Raw genomic sequence first — 15,781 nt, 5'->3', positions numbered from 1 at the left:
AAAATATAATGAATATAAAGGAATACATACGACATACTGATTCTATATCCTTTGTATGATGAAATTAGCAAATAAAGGGGGAAATATTTTGGGATTAACACCATTGCAAGAAACGTGGGATTTAGATGCCTTTTTTAAAGGAGGCAGTTCTTCACCAGAATTTAAGACATACCTGCAAACCATTCAGCAGCTATTGGATGAATTACGACAAAAGGTGGATGCCTTTTCAAAAGAAGATACACACATTGAAAGCAAATTAACGTCTGTCCTTGACACGTATGAAACTACATATAAAAAATTGTCTCAAGCAGGTTCATTTGTATCCTGCCTCCAAGCTCAAAATACGAAGGATATGAAAGCAGGCAGCCTTCGAGGTACGATTGCCAAGCTAGAAGCGGATTTAGGAACCATCCTTGCACTGTTTGATCAAGCGCTTGCTGCTATTTCTGCAAACAAGTGGGAAGAACTGATGAATTCAGCAGCCTTTTCAGATGTCCGCTACATATTAAATGAGCGAAGAGACCGTGTGAAGGATCAATTACCTGTTGAACAAGAAACACTGATCCAAAAGCTGGCTGTAGATGGTTACCATGCGTGGGATGAGCTTTATTCCAGCTTAGTGAATAAAATTACCATTCCGTTTGAACAGCATGGTGAAACGCAGATGATCTCTGTAGGCCAAGCGGAAAATGCTATGGATGATTCAGATCGTGAAGTCAGAAAAGCCGTTTACCACAACCTAGAGCATGCATGGACGCAGGATGAACATTTATTTGCTAGTACGCTCAACCACCTAGCTGGTTTTCGTTTGCAAGTGTATGAAGCAAGAGGCTGGGATCACATTTTAAAAGAGCCGCTTGAAATTTGCCGTATGAAACAAGAAACCCTTGATACAATGTGGTCTGTGATTGATGAACATAAGCAGCCATTCATTGATTATTTACACCGAAAAGCTGAGATGCTTGGAGTGGATAAGCTGAGCTGGTTCGATGTTGGGGCTCCTATCGGCAGTGAGACCAAAATCTATCCTTATCAAGAAGCAGCTGCTTTTATTGTGAAACATTTCGCTGGATTTGGAGAAGAGCTCGCTGCTTTTACAGAAAAAGCCTTTAACGAACGCTGGGTAGAAGCTGAGGACCGTCCAAACAAACGGGTAGGCGGCTTTTGTACAAATTTCCCTGACAGCGGAGAATCACGCATTTTTATGACCTTCTCAGGAAGTCCATCCAATGTGGCGACACTAGCGCATGAGCTTGGTCATTCATTCCATCAGGACGTGATGCAGGATGTTCGCATTCTGAATCGCAAATACGCAATGAATGTAGCTGAAACAGCGTCCACCTTCGCAGAAATGATTGTAGCTGATGCTTCATTAAAAGAAGCGGCAAATGAAGAGGAGCGTCTCAGCTTGTTAGAGGATAAGCTACAGCGCAGTGTAGCATTCTTCATGAACATTCAATCTCGTTTCTTATTTGAACAGCGGTTTTATGAAGAGCGTAAACAAGGAGAAGTGCCAGCTGACCGATTGAATGAATTGATGGTCGAAGCGCAGAAGGAAGCGTTTGGTGACTCATTAGATGAATACCATCCTCATTTCTGGGCGTCTAAGCTGCATTTCCATATCACGAATGTTCCATTTTATAATTTCCCATACACCTTTGGATACATGTTCTCGTTAGGAATTTATGCAAAAGCATTGCAGGCTGGTACATCGTTTGAAGAGAAATACATTGCATTATTAAAAGATACTGCTTCAATGACAGTGGAAGATTTAGCTAAAAAGCATCTAGGCGTTGACCTTACCCAAAAAGCATTTTGGGAAGAAGCCATTCGTTTGGCTGTAGCAGATGCTGAAGAATTTTTAGAAGTGACGAAAAAATAAAAGTGAAAAGCTCCCGTTATGGGAGCTTTTTTGCTGGCTTCAGCCAATCCAGCATTGTCTGAATGAGATCATTTTGCTGAGACAGGGGTGGAATGTCCGCCGGCTGATCTCCTTTTTGTTTGCCATACATGCCAAATTGCGCATGATTCCCGCCTTTTATTTCATGATAAACGGTTTGAGACGGCAGATTTGCTTTCGATTTTTTGATTTTCTCTTGTGTTGCCAGCCCATCCTTTTCACCTGAAATAGAGAGGACTTTTAATGACGATTGTTTCAGGTCATCTGATGCTGGATAAGATGCTAGAAAAAAGAGTCCATCTAGCTTGCTCTGATTTTTTTCTGCAAACATAGCGGCAGCTGCCCCGCCAAGTGAATGTCCGCCAATATACCAGTGTTTGATCGTTTGATGATCTTTGATGATGTCCTGCGCTTTGTTTGTATTGAAGATCGCAAAAGAAAATGGCATGTCAGGGATAAAGACAGAGTAGCCTTTTTTCATCAGCGTATCCCCAATATAGGCATACGCAAGTGGTTCCACCTTTGCCCCAGGATAGAGAATGATGCCAGTATCACTTTTTGATGCTTCAAAAGTATAAACATCGTTTTTATGTTCCACTCGCTCCATGTTCACCTGTTTTTTTAATGCTTCTGATGGTCCGTATGTAAAGCGGCTCCATATATAGAAAGCACCAAAAGCTAAGATGATCAGTGCAAGTAATGTCATACCTGTTATCTTCAGTATTTTCTTCATCGCATGCCCCTTCTTTCTCATGTACATATTAAATATACCATCATTTACTCCTATGCCAACTGGCAAGTACGCTGATCCGTCTGTGTGATAAAGTGTTAATCCATTAGCACTGCATTTGGCTGTTATTTACAATCGTTTTAAGAGGGCTTAAAATAGGTGTGCATTCAGAAGTAACGGAGGAAGAAAGACATGAAGCAGGGATATTCACAATTTTGGATTGAAGTGAAAAATTATTTGTTCATTTTAATCGGATCTGCCATTGTGGCGATTGGATTTAATACGTTATTATTGCCGAATCAGATTGCAGCAGGCGGTGTGAGCGGAATTAGTACCATTATGCAGTCATTCGGCTTTGAAGCAGCGTATGTGCAATGGGGGCTCAATATTCCGCTGTTTATCGCTGGCTTTTATTTATTAGGCGGTACATTTGGAGTGAAAACACTCGTTGGCTCGATTTTTTTACCTTTCATGGTGTTTGTCACAAGACATATTGCACCTGTCACACATGAAGCGCTGCTGGCAGCTATTTTTGGCGGTGTGGTCATTGGAATCGGTATAGGGCTCGTGTTCCTTGGGAATGGATCAACAGGTGGAACGGCACTCGCTGCCAAAATCATCAATAAGTACACCGGACTCACGCTAGGCACTTGCTTAGCGATGATGGATGGTTTGATTGTTCTGGCTGCAATGACGGTCTTTGGAATCGAAGAGGGGCTATACGCGGTCATTGGTGTGTTTATTTCGAGTAAAACGATTGATGTGGTACAGGCTGGCTTCAGTCATTCGAAAATGGCGATGATCATTACAGGGCATGAAGATGAGGTCAGACAGGCGGTTTTTGATCAAATTGACCGCGGTGTGACGAAGATCTCAGCAGTCGGAGGATATACCGATCATGACCGCCCAATTTTGATGTGTGTCGTTGGGCAGTCACAATTCACAAAGTTGAAACAAGTGGTGAAAGCAATCGATGCATCAGCTTTTGTCATTGTAATGGATGCAAAAGAGGTGCTTGGTGAGGGTTTTAAAAGGGCATAAACAAGGATATAATAGCGTTGACCAAATGATTGTAAGGGAGGGAAATAGATGAAAAAAAGCGGATTAACGATGCTATTTGCAGCAATGCTTCTTGTTCTCGCGGCTTGTGGAGGAAATTCAAGCAGCAGCGAAAAAGAAGGCAGCAAAAGTGCTTCATCTGTGAGCAGTGGTGAGGAGATCTATCAGCAAAACTGTATTGGCTGTCATGGGAAAGACCTATCTGGCGGAGGCGGACCAAGCCTGAAAGAAGTAGGGAAGAAATATAATGAAAGCCAAATCGCAGATATTGCGCAAAACGGTAAAGGCTCTATGCCAAGCGGAATGGTAGATGAGAAGCAAGCAAAAGAAGTAGCAAAATGGCTTGCAGAGAAAAAATAAAACCTTTGTCTAATCGACAAGGTTTTTTTGTTTTTTATATGTAGAAAAAGACTTTTGGATAGTATGAAAACGCATTATATTAAATTTTATTTAAAAAATAAGGGTATAAAGGCACGTTTTTCGGTTTTGGTTGTTCTATTTACCTTTTATTTATAAGTTTTGAAATATAAATGTAATACCATTGCGTCGATTCATGACGTATAATTGGAGTTGTTGAAAATGAGACGATTCAATTTTTTCATCTTTTTGGATGAAAAGGACATAAATTGCTAGTAAGTATCGAAGGGTATGTGCGTAACCATACATAACGTTTTTTGACGAGAAGTGTCAAAACATCATGATAGCTGTTAGTCAGCGAATAAGAAAAGATTAGGTGATTACATGATTCAAATGAAGGAAGTCTACAAGATCTATCCTAATGGCGTAAAGGCGATCAATGGAATCAATGTCTCTATCCATCCAGGAGAGTTTGTGTATGTTGTTGGTCCCAGTGGTGCTGGTAAATCCACTTTCATCAAAATGATGTATCGTGAAGAGAAGCCAACCAAAGGGCAAATCTTAATTAATAACAAAGATTTAGGTTCAATGAAGGAAAAAGAAATTCCTTACGTAAGAAGAGAAATTGGCGTAGTATTCCAAGATTTCAAGCTGCTTCCAACTCTTACTGTGTTTGAGAATGTTGCATTTGCTCTTGAAGTGATTGGTGAACAGCCTCATATCATTAAGAAAAAAGTGCTTGACGTTCTCGATCTGGTCCAGCTAAAACACAGAGCGCGCCAATTTCCTGACCAGCTGTCCGGCGGTGAACAGCAGCGTGTATCTATCGCTCGGTCGATCGTCAATAGCCCTGAGGTCGTCATTGCAGATGAGCCGACAGGAAACCTTGATCCAGACACTTCCTGGGAAATCATGAAGACGCTCGAAGAGATTAATAACCGCGGAACAACAGTGGTTATGGCGACACACAACAAAGAAATTGTAAACACCATGAAGAAACGCGTCATCGCAATCGAAGATGGAATGATTGTGCGTGACGAAGCAAGAGGGGAGTACGGAATTTATGATTAAAACTCTCTCGCGGCATTTACGTGAGAGCTTCCGTTCACTAGGAAGAAACACGTGGATGACTTTTGCATCAATTAGTGCGGTTACTGTCACATTGATTTTAGTTGGGGTTTTCCTTGTGATTATGCTCAACTTGAATAACATGGCATCGAACGCTGAAAAAGAAGTAGAAGTAAAAGTATTAATCGAATTAACGGCGAATCAAAAGCAGCAGGATGAATTAAAAGCAGAAATTGAAAAGATTCCTGAAATCAGTAATGTGAAGTACTCATCTAAGGATGACGAACTGAAAGCACTGATTAAAAGCTTTGGAGAAAATGGACAATCCATGGGACTTGTTGATCAAGAAAATCCATTAAACGATGCGTTCATTGTGAAAACAACAGATCCTCACGATACACCAAAAGTAGCGAAGAAATTAGAAAACCTAAAGGGTACATATAAGGTAACCTATGGGAAAGAAGAGGTCAGCCGACTCTTTAATGTAGTCGGAGTAGCGCGTAATGTCGGCATTGTGCTCATTATTGGGCTGTTATTTACAGCTATGTTCTTAATCTCCAATACGATCAAAATTACGATCTTTGCTAGACGTAAAGAAATTGAGATTATGAAGCTGGTAGGTGCAACGAACTGGTTTATCCGCTGGCCATTCTTCATTGAAGGATTATTGCTTGGTGTATTTGGTTCCATTATACCTATTGCCCTATTGCTTGGCACGTATCAATATGCAGTGGGCTGGGTCGCACCGAGAGTACAAGGCTCATTTATTTCAATGCTTCCATACAACCCGTTTGTCTATCAAGTATCACTGATCCTGCTAGTGATCGGTGCAATCATTGGGGTATGGGGAAGCTTAACGTCTATCCGTAAATTCTTAAAAGTATAAATATATTTTGATGGCAGCATTCGAGAATTCTATAGAAGATGTGACCGGTTGATCCGATTCATCCGGTCGGCTCTTCATGTCGACAGTTGTCATGGGAGGGGAATATCGTTTTGAAAAGAAAGCTGATGATGGCTGGAATGGCAGCGTTTATTGGAACAACGTGGCTATACATTCCAGGGAACGAGAATCGTGCATCTGCATACGAAGACCTAGATCAAAAACGTCAACAAATCGAAGAGAAAACATCGAAGACTGAATCAAACTTGAAGAAGAAGAAGTCAGAGCTGGCAAAGCTTGAAAAGAAAGAATCAAAGCTCAAGAAAGAAATTGAACAAATTGACCAAAAGGTAAGTACTGCAACTGAAAAAGTCGCTGAAAAAGAGAAAGAAGTTAAAAAAACGAAGCAAGAGATCAAGAAGCTAAAAAAAGACATTCAAGTCATCAATGAGCGAATTGAAAAAAGAAAAGCCATTTTCAAAGACCGAATTCGTTCTATGCAAAAAAGCGGCGGTACGATCAACTATTTAGATGTGCTGCTAGGTGCTCGCAGCTTTAGTGATTTTGTCGGTCGTGTTGGGGCTGTCACAACGATTGTTGAAGCAGACAAAGACATGATTACAGAACATGAAAATGATTTAAAGCTGGTGGAGCAAAAAGAAGCAGAGCTAAATAATCAGCTAAGTGGACTTGAAACATCTCTGAAAGAGCTAGAAGCACTGAAAAAAGATTTATCTAAGAAGCATAAAGAAAAAGAACACATTTTAGGTGATGTGACAGATAAAAAAAATCATGCACATGATGAACTAGGCAAGCTTGAGAATGAACAAGAAATTCTTGCGAACCAAAAAGCGGCTGTGAAGTCTGAGGAAGCTCACCGTCAAAAGGAAGAAGCGGCGAAAGCAAAGCAAGCAGCTGAAAAAAATGCACCTGCACCTCGTAGCGGCGGCTCAGATCAAGTATCTGATACACCAGCAAGCAGCTCAGGCTTTATTAAACCAGCTGCAGGGCGTTTCTCATCTGGCTTTGGCGGACGTTCTGGCGGAAACCACTTCGGATTAGATATTGCAGCAAAAGGCACAGTTCCTGTCTATGCAGCAGCATCTGGAACCGTCACAAACTCAAGCTACTCATCGAGCTACGGAAATGTTGTGTTCATTACGCACAATATCAATGGACAGACATATCAAACTGTATACGCCCACCTGTCTACAAGAAGTGTGTCAACAGGACAGAGAGTTGAACAAGGACAATTCCTTGGCTATATGGGAAATACCGGCCAATCGCATGGTCAGCATCTTCATTTTGAAATTCATAAAGGATTATGGAATGGCGCGAAATCAAATGCAGTCAATCCAGCGCAATATATCCGCTAATCAAAAAGCCGATAACATGACGTTATCGGCTTTTCTTTGTCTAGATAGAATTAAAATAACAGCAGTAACCCGGCAATAATAGGTGTTAACAGAACAGCTGATTTCAATAAGAGCTTCGGTGCAAGGCGTGTGAATTTCGCGCCGATAAATGCGCCTAAGACGGTTCCGATTAATATTTGGATCAGCAAGATAAAATCAACATAGCCCTCTGAAATATATCCAATTCCACCGCCGATGGAAATCGGAATAATGACAAGCATCGTCGTGCCAACGGCTTGCCGAATCGACAGCTTCAGTAAAATCAAAAGTCCTACTTGAATAAATGGTGCAGACCCGATACCAAACATGCCTGACAGCATTCCAGACACAAGGCCTAAAATAATGCCTCTTGTCATCAGCTGACGTGAAGAAAGCGGTTGCTGCTCAGCCTCTTCATTAAGAACAAATAGTTTGATCATCATAAAAACAGCGGATAAAAAAAGCATCCCTGCTGTTAAATAGTGCAGACTCTCTTCTGGAATAAAAGGAGCGACCTTAGCCCCGGCAAAAGAAGCAATACAAGCCAGAGCCCCGACAATCAAACCAGATTTTAACTGAATGTTCCCTTCCCTGTAGTGGCTGTATGCACCTGATAGTGTCGTAAATGCCATAGCGGCTAATGACGTCCCGAGTGCTGTATGGATAGGGATATCAAAAATTAATGTAAGCAATGCGATGACAAATCCCGCCCCGCCTGCTCCTACAAAACCTAATAAAATTCCTAATAAAAGCATCGTCAAGATAATATACATAGCGAAGACTCCTTCTCAATCATAACAAAATAAAAATTACACCTAATAAAATGATTCGTCAAGCCTTCACGGGAGAATGTCTTTACATGAAATCCCTTCTTCTGGCATATAATAACTCAGGTCATCAGGAAGAGTTGAAGAAGGAGGCCAAATATGAAAAAACAAATCGCATCTATTATGGCAAGTGTCGTTCTCTTAATAAGTGCAGGTGTGATGACGCATAAAGAGGGAACTCATGCGGAGTCACTGCAAGCAGCTGCTGTAATGGCTGGACAAGCTCAATCAAGTGATAAGGCGAAAGAGAATGGGATGGAAAAGATCGAGAAAGCCTATGACCTTATTTCGAATGAATATGTAGAGGAAGTGGATCGGCAAAAGCTGCTTGAAGGCGCGATCCAAGGAATGCTTTCGACGTTAAACGATCCATATTCAGTATACATGGACAAGCAAACCGCAAAGCAATTTTCTGATTCGCTTGATTCTTCCTTTGAGGGAATTGGGGCAGAAGTGGGGATGGATGAAGGAAAGATCATTATCGTCTCAGCCTTTAAAAAATCCCCTGCGGCAAAAGCGGGTCTAAAGCCGAAAGATGAAGTCATCAGCATTGACGGTGAACCGATGAAAGAAAAAAGCTTAAACGATGCTGTGCTGAAAATAAGAGGGAAAAAAGGAACTTCTGTCGCCTTAACAATCAAACGAAATGGGATTGAAAAAGAGCTAACGTTCCATATCAAACGAGAGGAAATCCCGCTTGAAACAGTGACTTCCTCTGTAAAAGAGGTCAATGGGCATAAAACAGGCTATATTGCGATCTCCAGCTTCTCTGAAGATACGGCGAAGGATTTCACGTCAAGCCTGAAACAGCTCGAGAAAAAGGGCATAGAAGGCCTTGTACTGGATGTGAGAGGAAACCCTGGCGGCTATCTGCAAAGTGTGGAAGATATTTTGAAGCATTTTATTACGAAGGATCAGCCCTATATTCAAATCGCAGAACGGAATGGCGACCGGAAGCGATATTTTTCAAAACTGAAAGAACAAAAGCCTTACCCAGTTAACGTCTTAATTGATAAAGGCAGTGCTTCCGCTTCGGAAATACTTGCTGGAGCCATGAAAGAAGCCGGAAAGTATGAAGTCGTCGGTGATGTCTCATTTGGAAAAGGAACTGTGCAGCAGGCGGTTCCGATGGGAGATGGAAGTAATATTAAATTAACGCTGTATAAATGGCTCACCCCAAAAGGCAATTGGATACACAAAAAAGGCGTCGTACCGACAATTGCTATTCATCAGCCAGATTACTTTACCGCAGGTCCGCTTCAGCTAAAAGAACCGCTTCAGCTTGATATGAACAATGAAGAAGTGAGACAAGCCCAGACGCTGTTAAAGGGATTGTCATTTGACCCTGGCAGAGTAGATGGATATTTTGATGAAGAAACGAAAAAGGCCGTACTTGCCTTCCAAAGCACATACAATCTCGATAAATCAGGTGTCATTGATTTGAAAACAGCGGAAATGATGAACAAAATGGTGGATGAAGTGAAATCATACGAAAAAAATGACCTTCAATTACAGACTGCACTAAAAGCACTATATCTTAAAAAATAAAGAGGCGAATAATAGCCTCTTTTTTTTGGTTCATAAGTGTCATGAACATGTAATAATTTATGATTAAAAATAAATTATATCGAGAAATATATTCATTTATTTTACAAAAAACATAACATTCCTTCGATTTTACCCGATAACATATGTATATAAGAGACTTTCTGTTGATTTAAACATGTCATGAAAATGAAACTTTTGAAAGTTGTATGTTACATAAATAATTCTTACAATAAAAAGTAGCACTCATTTTAAATATTTTATTTTTTGCGGATATTCAGCTTGAGCATTAAGCTGTACCGAGGTTTGCGCTTTTCTTAAAAGAACTAGTAAATGGGGGTACACAATTGAAAAGGGCAAGTATTGTGAGAGAGAAAAAATATTACGAGTTGGTAGAGGAACTTAAGAGTCGTTCGAAAGATGTGACGTTTTCCGCTACAAAGGCATTAAGTCTGCTCATGCTGTTAAGCAGGTACTTGGTCAATTACACAACGGTAGAATCAGTCGACGAAATCGATGAAGACTGTGCTGAGATATACTTCAATTATTTAATGGATAATCATAAGAGACTTGGTATAAACTTAACCGACATCAAGAGGTCGATGCAGCTGCTCGGCGGCATACTAGATGTAGATGTCAATCACTACTTAAAAGATTTTTCACTGTCGAATGTCACACTTTGGATGAATCAGGAGAAATAAACCTGATGTCAAGCATCGATTTATTTGATAGAATAAGAGAAAATGCTTGACTTGGGCGGTGAACGATAATGAGCTCGGAGTGGATGGGAGCCGGATTAAAAGCGGTCGGTCTGTTTTTAATCCATCCTCTTTTTTATTTCATGATATTAATCAGCCTATTGCATGGCTACATCCGCGTAAAGCGGGAGAGAAAAGCGTTTCAAACAAGAATAGAAGATGTATACGATGAACTTAAATTTACATATTCAAAGGGATGGATTCTAGGGATATGCCTATCCGTCATTTCAGTAGGCTTAGGGATTGCCCTCCCCCCTGGATTCATCGTGCTGATTGCAGCGATGACCATCGTTTTCTCTTTATTCTTTAAGGCGAGTGCGCTTTCGTCTGCATACACACTCGGTTTCAGTTTTATTGCGGCACTTGGACTGATGCATTTCCAAGTGAGTCATTCTTGGCTGCCGCAGCTCTCAATGATGAATGCATCAGCCGTTGTCATTCTGCTAGGACTTTTATTAATGACCGAGGGGATCCTAGCCTATCGAACGGCGCATTTACGTACATCGCCTGCTATGGTGATGAGTGCGAGAGGACTTTTAATTGGTCAGCAGCGGGCAAACCGTCTGTGGCTTTTACCGCTTGTTTTGCTGATGCCGGCAGGTGAATTCACTTCTTCTCTGCCATGGTGGCCGGTGCTTCAAGTGCATGATCAAAGCTTTTCATTTATTTTGATTCCTTATATCATCGGATTCGGTCAGAGAATTCAAGGCTCACTGCCAATTGTTAGTATTCAAATTACAGCGCGGCGTATTCTCATGCTCGGACTCGCTGTCGCCTTATTAGGTGCTGCAAGTATTTGGTTTGAACCGATTGCTTGGGGAGCTGTATTGATTGCGGTGGTAGGAAGAGCCTTTCTCTCATGGAAACAGAGGGTCAATGACAATGCTGCCCCGTTCTACTTCTCTAAGCGTAATCAAGGGCTGATGGTGCTAGGAATTATTCCAAATACACCAGCGGCTGATTTAAAGCTTGAGATCGGAGAAGTCATTACAAAAGTGAATGGAATTGAGGTAAAAACCGTTTCGGAATTTTATGAAGCCCTTCAAACCAATCGTGCTCTGACAAAGCTCGAGATCATTGGCTTAAATGGTCAGACAAGATTTGAGAAACGTGCTTCTTACGAAGGGGAGCATCATCAGCTTGGCATCCTGTTTGTAAAGGATGATCCACAGCAAGAACCAACGGCAATTTCATCTTAAAAAAAGCTGCTAGAGATGGCAGCTTTTTTCTTTTGGGCGCGCTTCTTTCCCATAGGATTCGCCCCATTCACGCATGGCGAAGATGATAGGCTTTAAGGTATTTCCGAGAGAAGTGAGTGAATATTCGACACGAGGGGGGACCTCCTCATAGACTTCTCTATGAACGACGCCGTCTTGTTCAAGCTCACGCAATTGCAGTGTGAGGACACGCTGAGAAATTCTTGGCAGAAGCCGGCGCAATTCATTGTAGCGTTTTGGTCCGCAAGTCAAATGATAAAGGATCACTCCTTTCCATTTCCCTCCGATGACACTTGTCGTCACTGAAACGGGACAGCCATGATTAACAATACTGACTGGATTGGATGGTGCACTCATCTTAAGACTCCTTTCTAAGGCAAATTTGGTGATATACGAACAAGATGGTAACTAACGAACAAAAATGTGCGTACTTGAATCACTCGAAGCTTTTCTTATACCATAGAGATATCACATCACACATTCGGGCTGTTTGTTTTCTTATCATAACAATTTCTATATGTGAATGGAAAGAAATTGGATTGATGAAACACAACCCCTAATTGGTTAATAGAAAGGATGAATACAATGCGAGACAAAGAGCAATTAAAAAAAGAAATCATTGAGGCGTATGAGTTCCGCCATGCGACAAAAGAGTTTGATCCAGCGAAAAAAATATCAGAAGATGATTTTGCGTTTATTTTAGAAACAGGAAGACTTTCCCCAAGCTCTGTAGGGTTTGAACCTTGGAAGTTCCTCGTTGTTCAAAATGAAGCATTTAGAGAAAAATTAAAAGAGTATACATGGGGAGCGCAAAAGCAGCTTCCGACTGCGAGCCATTTTGTGATCATCTTGGCAAGAACAGACGCCCGTTATGATTCAGCATATGCAGAATACATCAACAAGCAAATCAAAGGAATGACAGACGAAACGTTCGAGATGGTGAAGGGACGCTACCAAGAATTCCAAGAGAATGATCTTCATTTGTTAGAAAATGAACGTACGCTCTTTGATTGGGCTTCAAAACAAACGTATATTGCCCTTGGAAACATGATGACAGCCGCTGCACAAATTGGCATTGATTCATGCCCAGTCGAGGGATTCAGCTACGATGAGATTCATCGCATTCTAGATGAAGAAGGGCTGCTTGAGGATGGTCAGTATGATATTTCTGTCATGGCAGCCTTTGGTTATCGTGTGATCGAGCCGAAGCGCGGCAAAACACGCCGTCCGATGGATGAAGTAGCAGTTTGGATTCGTTAAAAGAGAATGTCTGAAAAAGGATGTTGACAATTGCGTGGTTAGTCAGTATATTTAAAAAATAAAATCTTTGATGAATATACAAATGGACTATAAACGCTTTGACTTGAGAATAGTAGATGAACATCCGTTTTTTAAGAGAGCTGCGGGTTGGTGCAACGCAGTAAAACGAATCATTGAACTCGCTCAAAGAGCGGTAAGACTGAATGAATAGTAAGTCTTTACGTGTGACCTCCGTTAACGGGTTTTAAGATGGATTCAGCTAGGGTTGAATCAATTAGAGTGGTAACGCGGTTGCAAGGTCAGTCGTCTCTTCAAGGAGATGACTGGCCTTTTTATATGCTTTTATCTTATATTTGTCTGAAGATTCAAATTTAAAGGAGCTAAAGAAAATGGAAAAGGAACATGTGCAGTTAAAACGAACAATGACGTCAAGGCATATTATGATGCTCGCACTTGGCGGTGCAATTGGTGCTGGTCTGTTTAAAGGAAGCAGCTCTGCTATTGATATCGCAGGTCCTGCTGTCATTTTGGCATATATGATTGGTGGACTTATTTTATTATTTATTATGCAAGGACTTGCCGAAATGACGGTTGCACGACCTGGCGCAAGAACATTTCGTGATTTAATTGAACCTGTGTTAGGCAAATATCCGGCCTATTTCTTAGATTGGATATACTGGAAAATGTGGGTGCTGAACATTGCAGCAGAAGCGATCGTATCTGCGATCTTTATTCAGTACTGGTTCCCACAGGTGCCGATTTGGATACTTGTGTTAATCATTTCACTTGTTGTGACATTGATCAATGTATGTTCTGTTAAAATGTTTGCTGAGACAGAGTACTGGTTAGCCTCTATTAAAATTGCTGTTATTATTTTATTTATTATTATTGGGTTAACCATGTTGTTTGTCTCATTCGGACAGCATGCAGCACCGGGATTATCCAACTTAACCGGCCACGGAGGATTTTTCCCGAATGGAACGGGCGGCTTAATTGCGGCCATGCTTGTTGTGGTGTATTCATATGGCGGGACTGAAATGATTGGGGTCACATTAGCAGAAACAAAAAACCCTGAAAAAGTCATTCCAAAGGCTATTCAAAGTACATTTGTACGAATCATCGGTTTCTATGTACTGCCGTTCTTCATCATCGTCAGCTTGATTCCTTGGAATCAAGTAAACAATGAGCAAGTGAGTCCATTCGTCACCGTGTTTGCAACGATTGGCGTGCCATATGCAAGTGACATCATGAACGGTATCATTTTACTAGCGATCTTGTCTTCTATGAACTCTGGACTGTACGCATCCTCAAGGGTACTTTATACGCAAGCGATGGATGGGCGTGTATGGAAGGGCTTCTCAAAGCTATCAAAACAGCAGGTGCCTGTTAGAGCAATCCTAGTGTGTACATCTACATTGTATGCCGCTGTATTGATTTCTCTTTTTGTAGGCAGTCAAACTTTTAATTATTTAATGGGATCTTTAAGCTATACGGTCTTATTCATCTGGTTTATTATTGCTGTCGGGCATTTAAAATCTCGAAGTGTAGCAGAACCAGGAGGATATCGCGTGAAGTTGTATCCTTTTACAACATGGTTTTCTGTGATTGCGATCATTGCCATTTTCATCGGCGTTGTGTCAACAACTCCAATTGTCCAAACAATGGTCACAATGGGCATTTATCTGATGATTACTCTTTCTTTCTTCATAAACAGAAAGCGGTTTGAAACAGCTGCTTAATACAAAAAGCGTGCGGGACCTTGAAAGAGGTCTCACACGCTTTTTTAATGCTGTTTGTATTGCTTGAAATGAACAGGTGGTTGAACAGGATGTGGCTTTGATTGAAGCCCGTAACTCTCTCTTACGATGTAAAGTGGTCGATCTTTTGCCTCGTCGTAGATTCGGCCGATGTATTCCCCAATCATTCCCAGCATAAAGAGGATAATGCCGCTAAAGAACAGCTGTATGACAATTAATGAACTCCATCCTGTAATGGTGCTGTTTGTAAAAAGCTTTAAGTAAAGTACAAGAAACATTGAAATGAATCCGATAGCGGAAAGGGCAATTCCTGCTATACTCGCTAGCTTCAAAGGTTTATAGGAAAAGGAAGTGATTCCATCCATCGAGAGCTTAAGCATCTTTTTGAGCGGATATTTTGTTTCTCCTGCTAGACGTTCATCTCGAACGTACTCTACTGCAATTTGTTTGAAACCTACCCAGCTGACTAGCCCGCGAACAAATGGATTTTTTTCTCGTATTTTTCTCATTTCATGGCACACTCTACGATCTATTAACCTGAAGTCACCGGTGTCAATTGGGATATCTACTTCGGTGATCTGACGTAAAACGCGATAGAAAAGGGAAGCGGTTTGCTTTTTGAAAAAAGTTTCGCCTTTTCGTTTGGTGCGCACGGCGTATACGACTTCATAGCCTTCTTTCCATTTTGCGATCATCTCTAATATCAATTCAGGCGGATCTTGTAGGTCTGCATCTATCACGATGACAGCTTCTCCCTTTGCATAATCCACCCCAGCTGTAATTGCAATTTGGTGTCCGAAGTTACGTGAGAAATCAATGAGTCTTACCTTTGGATCGTTTTGGGAATACCCTTTAATTAGTTCAGCTGTTCGATCCATACTACCGTCATTGACGAAGAGAAGCTCGTATGCTTCTCCCGTCGAATCCATGACTGTTTTCAGTCGCTGATAGGATTCATGGATCACAAGCTCTTCATTATAGACTGGGACTACAATAGAATATTGTATGTTCTTTTCCATCAGTCAT

General features: G+C 41.2%; 15 protein-coding genes and 1 other annotated feature. Of the genes, 11 read left to right on the top strand and 4 right to left on the bottom strand.

Going from position 1 to position 15,781, the window contains the following annotated elements:
- Nucleotides 1–88: 88 nt before the first annotated feature.
- On the top strand, nt 89–1,882 hold the full coding sequence (locus tag AC20OE_RS01965; RefSeq protein WP_151284857.1) for a M3 family oligoendopeptidase: 1,794 nt from the start codon (nt 89–91) through the stop codon (nt 1,880–1,882).
- Nucleotides 1,883–1,898: 16 nt separating this feature from the next.
- Here the strand turns inward: AC20OE_RS01965 and AC20OE_RS01960 are convergent, their stop codons facing one another.
- Complete coding sequence (locus AC20OE_RS01960; RefSeq protein WP_487268200.1) at nt 1,899–2,633, bottom strand: alpha/beta fold hydrolase; 735 nt, start codon at nt 2,631–2,633, stop codon at nt 1,899–1,901.
- A gap of 189 nt (nt 2,634–2,822) precedes the next feature.
- On the opposite strand from AC20OE_RS01960, the gene AC20OE_RS01955 reads away from it, so the two are divergent.
- The 5 genes from AC20OE_RS01955 (at nt 2,823) to AC20OE_RS01935 (ending at nt 7,373) form a co-directional block, all read left to right on the top strand.
- Nucleotides 2,823–3,671, top strand: a complete 849-nt coding sequence (locus AC20OE_RS01955; RefSeq protein ID WP_047201865.1) for a YitT family protein — start codon at nt 2,823–2,825, stop codon at nt 3,669–3,671.
- Nucleotides 3,672–3,719: 48 nt separating this feature from the next.
- Nucleotides 3,720–4,049, top strand: coding sequence for a cytochrome c551 (cccB, locus tag AC20OE_RS01950; RefSeq protein WP_058837547.1), 330 nt, complete (start codon nt 3,720–3,722; stop codon nt 4,047–4,049).
- A 381-nt stretch (nt 4,050–4,430) separates the two neighbouring features.
- On the top strand, nt 4,431–5,117 hold the full coding sequence (gene ftsE, locus AC20OE_RS01945) for a cell division ATP-binding protein FtsE (protein WP_024423601.1): 687 nt from the start codon (nt 4,431–4,433) through the stop codon (nt 5,115–5,117).
- A complete protein-coding gene (ftsX, locus tag AC20OE_RS01940; RefSeq protein ID WP_039181755.1) occupies nt 5,110–6,000 on the top strand; it encodes a permease-like cell division protein FtsX in 891 nt (296 codons plus the stop codon). Before ftsE ends, ftsX begins: the two co-directional genes overlap by 8 nt.
- Before the next feature lie 110 nt (nt 6,001–6,110).
- Entirely contained in the window at nt 6,111–7,373 is a 1,263-nt protein-coding gene (locus tag AC20OE_RS01935) for a murein hydrolase activator EnvC family protein (RefSeq protein WP_341084687.1), read from the top strand.
- 50 nt (nt 7,374–7,423) lie between these two features.
- Here AC20OE_RS01935 and AC20OE_RS01930 read toward each other — a convergent pair whose 3' ends face one another.
- Nucleotides 7,424–8,164 (bottom strand): sulfite exporter TauE/SafE family protein, encoded by a 741-nt coding sequence (locus tag AC20OE_RS01930; RefSeq protein ID WP_024423598.1) that lies wholly within the window; start codon nt 8,162–8,164, stop codon nt 7,424–7,426.
- Nucleotides 8,165–8,317: 153 nt separating this feature from the next.
- Between AC20OE_RS01930 and ctpB the strand changes: the two genes are divergently transcribed.
- From ctpB to AC20OE_RS01915, 3 genes are all read left to right on the top strand, one after another.
- Nucleotides 8,318–9,766 carry a carboxy-terminal processing protease CtpB gene (gene ctpB, locus AC20OE_RS01925; protein WP_047201861.1) on the top strand — a complete coding sequence of 483 codons (1,449 nt, stop codon included), beginning with the start codon at nt 8,318–8,320 and terminating at the stop codon, nt 9,764–9,766.
- A 344-nt stretch (nt 9,767–10,110) separates the two neighbouring features.
- Entirely contained in the window at nt 10,111–10,464 is a 354-nt protein-coding gene (locus AC20OE_RS01920) for a swarming motility protein SwrAA (protein ID WP_003212923.1), read from the top strand.
- A 68-nt stretch (nt 10,465–10,532) separates the two neighbouring features.
- Nucleotides 10,533–11,720: a PDZ domain-containing protein gene (locus AC20OE_RS01915; protein ID WP_039181742.1), complete on the top strand. Its 1,188-nt coding sequence runs from the start codon at nt 10,533–10,535 to the stop codon at nt 11,718–11,720.
- Between the two features lie 9 nt (nt 11,721–11,729).
- Here AC20OE_RS01915 and AC20OE_RS01910 read toward each other — a convergent pair whose 3' ends face one another.
- Complete coding sequence (locus tag AC20OE_RS01910) at nt 11,730–12,095, bottom strand: winged helix-turn-helix transcriptional regulator (RefSeq protein ID WP_024423595.1); 366 nt, start codon at nt 12,093–12,095, stop codon at nt 11,730–11,732.
- Between the two features lie 228 nt (nt 12,096–12,323).
- Between AC20OE_RS01910 and AC20OE_RS01905 the strand changes: the two genes are divergently transcribed.
- Both AC20OE_RS01905 and AC20OE_RS01900 read left to right on the top strand, forming a co-directional pair.
- A complete protein-coding gene (locus tag AC20OE_RS01905) occupies nt 12,324–12,998 on the top strand; it encodes an NAD(P)H-dependent oxidoreductase (protein ID WP_144491537.1) in 675 nt (224 codons plus the stop codon).
- Nucleotides 12,999–13,087: 89 nt separating this feature from the next.
- Nucleotides 13,088–13,312, top strand: a binding site (T-box leader).
- Nucleotides 13,313–13,387: 75 nt separating this feature from the next.
- Nucleotides 13,388–14,737, top strand: coding sequence for an amino acid permease (locus tag AC20OE_RS01900; RefSeq protein WP_059377561.1), 1,350 nt, complete (start codon nt 13,388–13,390; stop codon nt 14,735–14,737).
- Nucleotides 14,738–14,781: 44 nt separating this feature from the next.
- Here the strand turns inward: AC20OE_RS01900 and AC20OE_RS01895 are convergent, their stop codons facing one another.
- On the bottom strand, nt 14,782–15,774 hold the full coding sequence (locus AC20OE_RS01895) for a glycosyltransferase family 2 protein (protein ID WP_059377560.1): 993 nt from the start codon (nt 15,772–15,774) through the stop codon (nt 14,782–14,784).
- Between the last annotated feature and the right edge of the window lie 7 nt (nt 15,775–15,781).

Source organism: Bacillus sp. SRI_025, assembly GCF_057592095.1.
Note: the sequence above shows the minus strand (reverse complement) of the source record. Positions and strands in the feature narration are given on the sequence as shown.